Here is a 6687-nt window from a genome sequence, read left to right as displayed (position 1 = left end):
CTTTTTTGAAACTTTTTTTATTTTTTTCAATCAGTATTTCTTCTGCAACATACCATAGTCCGTACGGGATTCGAACCCGTGTTACCGCCGTGAAAAGGCGGTGTCTTAACCCCTTGACCAACGGACCGGAGCTGTTATTTTCAACTCTTACTATTATACTGGCTTTTCAAACTTTGTCAACACTTTTTTTAAACTTTTTTCATTTTTTTTGCATAGCTTCTTACCGAGTACGGATATCAAACTCCTTAAACACAATACGTAAGTCTCTTAATACTCTTTGACGCCCTCGGAAGCGTTCATGTCTTAAGACGCGTTCTAACTCTTCTTGTTTGTCTTTACTTTGTTTGTTTCTATAATCTCTTAGTGTCTCATGAAAGAGATAATACTCATCTAACCACAGACCTCCCTCGCTGATACGATGACTGATCTCACCTACTTCTTCATAAGGTTCTTTATCATATCTACGCTTCTGGCTTTCTTGTTTACGGATATGGTCTAAAATTCGATTACGGAATTTAGTTTTGAAGTATTTACGTAAACGAGGAATATCTTCTACTAGCTCTTCTTCTCTACTAATCAATTCATGTAAGCAAATCATTCCCTCTTGGTCCCAATCTGATAGCTCCCATAAATGCAAGTAATATTCATTTCTACTCTTATATACAATTCCCTGGACTTCTTTATACAATTCTTTAAACATAACGTTCCCCTTTCTAGATACAGTCTAACAGATTCAGAAACACTTTTGGCCCATTTCCCCATTCTGTTCCCTACACCGTCTAAACTGCACAAAAAAGAGAGGCAGTGCCTCTCTTTGGGTTATTTTTCATCATTCATTTTTGACTTTACTTCATCATAAGATAGTGCATGAGATTCCTCTTCTACTGTTTCAGGCATCTTTCCTGTTTCATAAAGAGATTTAATTTGTGTACTATCCAATGTTTCGTATTTCAATAGTGCTTCTGCAATCAACTTGTGAGTTTCACGATTTGACTGAATAATTTCAGCAGCTTTATTTCGTGCTTCATTCAATAATGAACGAACCTCTTCGTCAATTTCATAAGCTGTTTGTTCTGAAATTGATTTTTGAGGACTTTGTGCACCAAACATGGCATGATTTCCTTCATATTGAACTGGACCAAGTTTTTCACTCATCCCGTACTCTGTAACCATTGCACGCGCCATTTGTGTCGCTTGTTCAAAGTCGTTTGAAGCTCCTGTAGTTTGGACGTTAAAGATAATTTCTTCAGCTACACGTCCACCCATCAAGCCAGCCAATTGCTCTTTCATATCTTCTTTAGATAGAAGCATTTGATCTTCCTTAGGAAGTGCAATCATGTAACCACCTGCACGACCTCTTGGTACAATTGTAACCTTATGAACAACACGGGCATTCGATAAGACTAGGCCAACAATGGTATGTCCAGCCTCATGGTAGGCAACCAATTCACGTTCTTTTTGTGAAACTGTCTTATCTTTCTTAGAAGGACCAGCAATAACTCTGTCTTCTGCTTCATCAATATCTGAAGCATCAATTATCGATTTATTGCGACGAGCAGCAACTAGAGCAGCTTCATTCAAGACATTCTCTAAATCTGCTCCAACAAAACCTGGGGTTTGTTGGGCCACTAATTTCAAATCAACATCGTCTGCCAAAGGTTTATTTTTAGCGTGCACTTTCAAGATTGCTTCTCGACCCTTAACATCAGGACGGCCAACCAATACTTTTCTATCAAAACGTCCTGGACGCAAGAGAGCAGGGTCAAGTACATCGGAACGGTTTGTCGCAGCGATGACAATAATCCCTTCATTTCCCTCAAAACCATCCATCTCAATCAAAAGTTGGTTCAAGGTTTGTTCACGTTCGTCATTTCCTCCGCCGAGACCGACTCCACGTTGACGACCAACAGCATCAATTTCATCGATAAAGATGATAGCTGGTGCTGCTTTTTTGGCATCTTCAAAAAGAGAACGAACACGACTAGCTCCAACTCCGACAAACATTTCTACAAAGTCAGAACCTGAGATACTAAAGAATGGAACACCAGCTTCTCCGGCTACTGCCTTAGCAAGCAAAGTTTTACCTGTTCCCGGAGGTCCCTCCAAAAGAACACCTGCTGGAATACGGGCTCCAAGTTTTGTAAATCGTTTTGGATCTTTTAAGAATTCAACGACTTCAACTAATTCTTGTTTTTCTTCCTCAGCTCCAGCAACATCTGAAAATCTGACTTTAATATCTTCTTTATTTGCAGCTTTGGCCTTGCTACGTCCAAAACTCATTGGGTTACGACTATTATTTCCTCCCATATTTCCCATCATAGAGAATAGGAAGAAGAAAAGAATACCGAATGGCACAATGGATACAAGAATATTAATCCACATACCACTTGAACTTTCATGCTTAACAGTTACTTCCGCTTTATGGTCAGAAGCAAGTTTTTGCAATTCGGATACTGTAGTATCTGAAGGAAGAATAATACTTGAAAATTTCTCTACTGTTATGGCAGAAGGAGAAAAGAACTGAATTCCTGTTTCTTCTTTACTTGTTTTAGGATTTTTATAGACACCCGAAACTTCGATAACACTACCATTTGGTTGGTAAGTCAATTCTTTTACATTGTCATCGGTAATTTCTTTTACCAATTCTGTATAATTAATCTGCTCACTTTTCCCTGCAACACTACCTGTACTAAAATACTGGTAAGCTGTAACTAGGAAAAAAATAAGTAATAACCATAGAAAAGGATTTTTAATTAAACCATTATTTTGTTTTTTCATTAAAAATTGTTCTTTCTAATTTGAATATACTTCTTCTTTCAATACTCCAACATAAGGAAGGTTACGATAATTTTCTTTGTAGTCTAACCCATAACCTACTACAAACTCATTTGGAATAGTAAAGCAGGTATAGTCTGCCTCAATTTCTACAACACGTCCCTCTGGTTTATCCAACAAGGTTGCAATTTTAACAGAGGCTGCTTCTCTTGCAATAAACATATCTCGCAAATTCTTCAAAGTTTGACCTGTATCAATGATATCTTCTACAAATAAAACATCTCTTCCTTTGATATCTTGAGTCACATCTTGTTTAATATTGATCACACCGCTACTTGCTGTTCCACCATGATAGCTAGAAACCATCATGAAGTCCATTTCAATATGTGTGTCGATATGTTTGACCAATTCAGCCATAAAAGGAATAGATCCTTTTAAAATCCCAACTAAAATTGGATTTTTTCCTGCATAGTCTTTAGTAAGTTGAGCACCTAATTTTTTAGCAGCTTCTGTAATTTCATCGTGTGAAACGAGGATTTTTTTAATATCGTTTTCTAACATTTTTTTACCTATCTATTTTTTCTATATAAAGTACAGTGTTCATTATATCATTTTTCGTGTTTTTACTCAAATTACTGGTCGCAATTCCCAAAATTGAGATAATTTCACCAAATTGCTCAATAATCAGAGCAGATTTTCGCTTTTCCATAGGGATTTTCAAATCAATAAATAGACGTCTGAGTTTTTTTCTATGCCAATTTTGAATCAAAACATCTCCTGGTTTTCGATGGCGAATGTATATAGATGTTTCGCGTGAAACAGGTATTTGTTGAATTGATTCACCTTCTAAAGGAAGTCCAAAGGAAAATAAATATCCTTGATAAGATACCTGATTTTGATAGTGTAACACAAGTTCATCTTCCTTTTCATCAGCCTGAGGACTGATTTTACAAATCTGAAAATGTTGGTACTCTTTTATTAATTCATAGCCATTTTTAAGTGGATGACGGTACTGGCTTTTAGTTTTTAAAATTTTCCGAACTTCTTCAAACTGAGCTTTTGTAAGATTCAAATCTGGAAAACGATTCAGATAAGTTTGAAGTAAAACTCTTTGTGTCGACTCAGAGTAAGACAATAGCTGATCTAAATTTTCTACATCAATATTCTTTGATAATTCAGCTATAGCTAAGTCATAATCTAAAATTTCATTGCCGATGCTTAAGATTGCATCTCTAAATCTAGGATTTTCTTTTTCTAATTCTGGTAAATAAGAGTTTCGAATACGATTGCGAAAATAATGATTTTCCTGATTTGATGTATCTTCAAAGTGAAAAATTGGTGGAAAGTCTTTTTTCTGAAAATGCAAGAAGGGACGAATGATTTCTATCTCTCCGACTACTTGCTTCTCCTTAATTCCTGATAGATAGCGCAAACGAGTTCCTCGAATCAAGCGCATTAAAATCGTTTCCACCTGATCATCAGCATGGTGGGCAGTGACTAAAGCTGTCGCACCTGTCTTTTTCATGACCTCTTGAAAAAAATCATAACGAAACTCTCGAGCACGTGCTTCTGAAAATTCTCCTGAAAAATTGCTGATATAAATAGGAAGCTCTGCTTCAGCAGCTAACTTCCTTAATTCCTGTTCTTCCCAATCTGATTCTACTCTCTGCTTATGATTCACATGAGCTAGAATCAATTCAATTTCTAACTCTTTTTGATACGTAGATAACACCTTAAATAGAAACATAGAATCTAATCCACCAGAAAGAGCTAGCATCACCTTAGCATGCTTTTTGAAATATCCCTTCTTGAGAAAATGATTTAAAAAATCTTGTTTCCTCATTTTAGAACCTCATAAACATCCTTGGCTATCTTAGAAATCGTATCATAATCAGAATTTTTAGTGAAAATAGAAAGAATAAATGGAGAATCTGCATAGACAACACCTGTATCATGCTTAAATTCATCCGCATCTCCAATTTTATGAGCTACTTTAACAGAAACACCTTTGGCAATTCTCTCATTATCAAAATCTGTTTTAGTCAAAGAATCCAATACAAATCCATTTTGATTATAAACAGCTTCCATAACTTTCCCAGCCATTTTAGAAGAAATCAATTTTTCTTTTGAATCCCAATCATCTCCCATAATAGCAGACATCTTGGATTTAAATGTGTCATCAGATTGGTTTGAAATGTAATATCCCAATAAATTATGAGCTACATTATCAGATTCTTTTGATACTTTCGTAATTAAATCCTTTAGAGAATACTCTTTATTATCCTCTTTTTTAGGAAGACTACCACTTCCTTCTGGTTTATAGGAACCTGGAAAATCATTGACTGCAGATATGTATTTTACAGTCGTATCTAACTGATAAAGACCTTCATTTATTTTTTCTTGCGTATAATAAAGATAAGGGAGTTTCAAAACACTAGCCGCATACATCTTTTCATCTTGATTGATACCAGCTTCTTTTCCAGTAGTCAGTTGCTTAACATAAATAGAAAATGAATCCTTCTGATATTTTTCCGATAACATTTCTTGGACTTTACTCATCCGATTATCTTCTTCAGAAGTTGATTCTTTAGCTACCCATCCAGCCTGATCAATATGTAGAAATTCTCTTCCTTCTACAAACATGGTCTTATCAATTGATACTTGCGAATAAGCTGATAAGGATGATTTCACTTCTTTTAAGTCATAAGGACTATTGTACAGTTTAAAATCAGATTCTAACCATACTTTTTTTATTGTTGGAGTTACCTCTGATTGATCATATAAAAATCGTTTGTCCGCAGCTATAAATTGATGATTTGATAGCTTAAATACCGGAATTCCTTGTTTATTTAAGCGCCACTCGGTTATTTGAAAACTTGTTTTGGGAGTTAATTTTCCAGATTCCACTACTAAATCTTCATTCGCATAAACAGGAACCTCTCCATAAACCATGGGAGAACTTAATTTTTCTCTAAAATAAATACCAAAGTCAGATTGTGAAAGGTAATAAATTTCTTTCGAAGTATAGACAACTTCTTTTTCTGTGCTAACGACTTTTGAAACTGTCAAAAAACTTGGTAGCAACAAAATAATTAAGAACTTACGCATTCTTCCTTTCCTTTTCTTCTTGTAAACGCAATAATTGATTTTTATCAGCCAACTCTTCTAGTTTTTCATCCGATAGACTCAAAAATTGCTCTATTACATCTAATAAATTTTCCATTTTATCACCTTGGGAGCAAGTCAGGAACCGTATAAACAGCTTCCCGATTCTTAGAATAATAATATTTTGCACGCATGTATTTAGCAGCGTAATCTTCATCTTTCAACTTTGTAGCAAAAGCTGTCTCTTTCTCCTTTTCCTCACTCAAGGTTTGATACTGAGTTTGCAAGTCTGATAACTGTTGACGTCTTTGGAGTAATTGGTGATAACTTTGAGCAAGATTATAAGTTGGTAAAATGAACAATAAAATCATCAAAATCAGAACCCAACCCATGAAACGATTACGTTTTTGTCGTTCTTTCATCAGATAGCGACGACGTTGGTGTTCATTTTGAATAAAAGAATTATTCAATTGTACGATATTTTTAGACATTTTCTTCTACCCGTGTTTCACTGATAATTTCATACATGCCTGCTGCATCTTCTTTTTTTGTACTATCTTTCATCTCCAGTACTTTTACAAGTAGCAACTTATTTCCAAAACGAATTTCAACTTGGTCATTAACTTTCAAATCCGTTGAACTTTTTGCCAAGATTCCATTTACCTTGATCCTACCTTTATCTGCTACTTCTTTTGCGACTGTACGACGCTTGATAATTCGTGATACTTTTAAATATTTGTCTAATCTCATTTTTATTACCTCAAATTATTATTGTATCATTTTTATCTACTTTATAGAAGAAAAATG

General features: G+C 35.0%; 8 protein-coding genes and 1 tRNA gene. All 9 read right to left on the bottom strand.

What is annotated here, in order from left to right; genetic code table 11:
- Positions 1-55 precede the first annotated feature (55 nt).
- Positions 56-127: transfer RNA gene (locus tag QM843_RS08805), tRNA-Glu, on the bottom strand.
- Between the two features lie 93 nt (positions 128-220).
- On the bottom strand, positions 221-700 hold the full coding sequence (locus tag QM843_RS08800) for a sigma-70 family RNA polymerase sigma factor (protein ID WP_414304775.1): 480 nt from the start codon (positions 698-700) through the stop codon (positions 221-223).
- 119 nt (positions 701-819) lie between these two features.
- Positions 820-2778, bottom strand: coding sequence for an ATP-dependent zinc metalloprotease FtsH (ftsH, locus tag QM843_RS08795; RefSeq protein WP_414304776.1), 1959 nt, complete (start codon positions 2776-2778; stop codon positions 820-822).
- Between the two features lie 15 nt (positions 2779-2793).
- A complete protein-coding gene (hpt, locus tag QM843_RS08790) occupies positions 2794-3336 on the bottom strand; it encodes a hypoxanthine phosphoribosyltransferase (RefSeq protein ID WP_020902319.1) in 543 nt (180 codons plus the stop codon).
- Between the two features lie 4 nt (positions 3337-3340).
- Positions 3341-4618: a tRNA lysidine(34) synthetase TilS gene (gene tilS / locus QM843_RS08785; protein WP_414304777.1), complete on the bottom strand. Its 1278-nt coding sequence runs from the start codon at positions 4616-4618 to the stop codon at positions 3341-3343.
- Positions 4615-5883 (bottom strand): serine hydrolase, encoded by a 1269-nt coding sequence (locus tag QM843_RS08780; protein ID WP_261081754.1) that lies wholly within the window; start codon positions 5881-5883, stop codon positions 4615-4617. Before QM843_RS08780 ends, tilS begins: the two co-directional genes overlap by 4 nt.
- The gene (locus tag QM843_RS08775; protein WP_000429334.1) at positions 5876-5998 is read right to left on the bottom strand and encodes an SP_0009 family protein; all 123 of its coding nucleotides are present in this window, start codon (positions 5996-5998) and stop codon (positions 5876-5878) included. Before QM843_RS08775 ends, QM843_RS08780 begins: the two co-directional genes overlap by 8 nt.
- 4 nt (positions 5999-6002) lie before the next feature.
- Positions 6003-6371, bottom strand: a complete 369-nt coding sequence (locus tag QM843_RS08770; RefSeq protein WP_049543468.1) for a septum formation initiator family protein — start codon at positions 6369-6371, stop codon at positions 6003-6005.
- Positions 6364-6630, bottom strand: coding sequence for an RNA-binding S4 domain-containing protein (locus QM843_RS08765; protein ID WP_001234978.1), 267 nt, complete (start codon positions 6628-6630; stop codon positions 6364-6366). Before QM843_RS08765 ends, QM843_RS08770 begins: the two co-directional genes overlap by 8 nt.
- Between the last annotated feature and the right edge of the window lie 57 nt (positions 6631-6687).

It is taken from the genome of Streptococcus mitis (assembly GCF_047463435.1).
GTDB classification, from domain to species: Bacteria; Bacillota; Bacilli; order Lactobacillales; family Streptococcaceae; genus Streptococcus; species Streptococcus mitis_DS.
The sequence above is the reverse complement of the archived record's forward strand: the minus strand, read 5'-3'. Positions and strand labels throughout refer to the sequence as shown.

Excerpts from the sequence above, each read along its gene's own strand:
- QM843_RS08800 (WP_414304775.1), bottom strand. The coding sequence starts at position 700 with ATGTTTAAAGAATTGTATAAAGAAGTCCAGGGAATTGTATATAAGAGT.
- ftsH (WP_414304776.1), bottom strand. The coding sequence starts at position 2,778 with ATGAAAAAACAAAATAATGGTTTAATTAAAAATCCTTTTCTATGGTTA.
- hpt (WP_020902319.1), bottom strand. The coding sequence starts at position 3,336 with ATGTTAGAAAACGATATTAAAAAAATCCTCGTTTCACACGATGAAATT.
- tilS (WP_414304777.1), bottom strand. The coding sequence starts at position 4,618 with ATGAGGAAACAAGATTTTTTAAATCATTTTCTCAAGAAGGGATATTTC.
- QM843_RS08780 (WP_261081754.1), bottom strand. The coding sequence starts at position 5,883 with ATGCGTAAGTTCTTAATTATTTTGTTGCTACCAAGTTTTTTGACAGTT.
- QM843_RS08775 (WP_000429334.1), bottom strand. The coding sequence starts at position 5,998 with ATGGAAAATTTATTAGATGTAATAGAGCAATTTTTGAGTCTATCGGAT.
- QM843_RS08770 (WP_049543468.1), bottom strand. The coding sequence starts at position 6,371 with ATGTCTAAAAATATCGTACAATTGAATAATTCTTTTATTCAAAATGAA.
- QM843_RS08765 (WP_001234978.1), bottom strand. The coding sequence starts at position 6,630 with ATGAGATTAGACAAATATTTAAAAGTATCACGAATTATCAAGCGTCGT.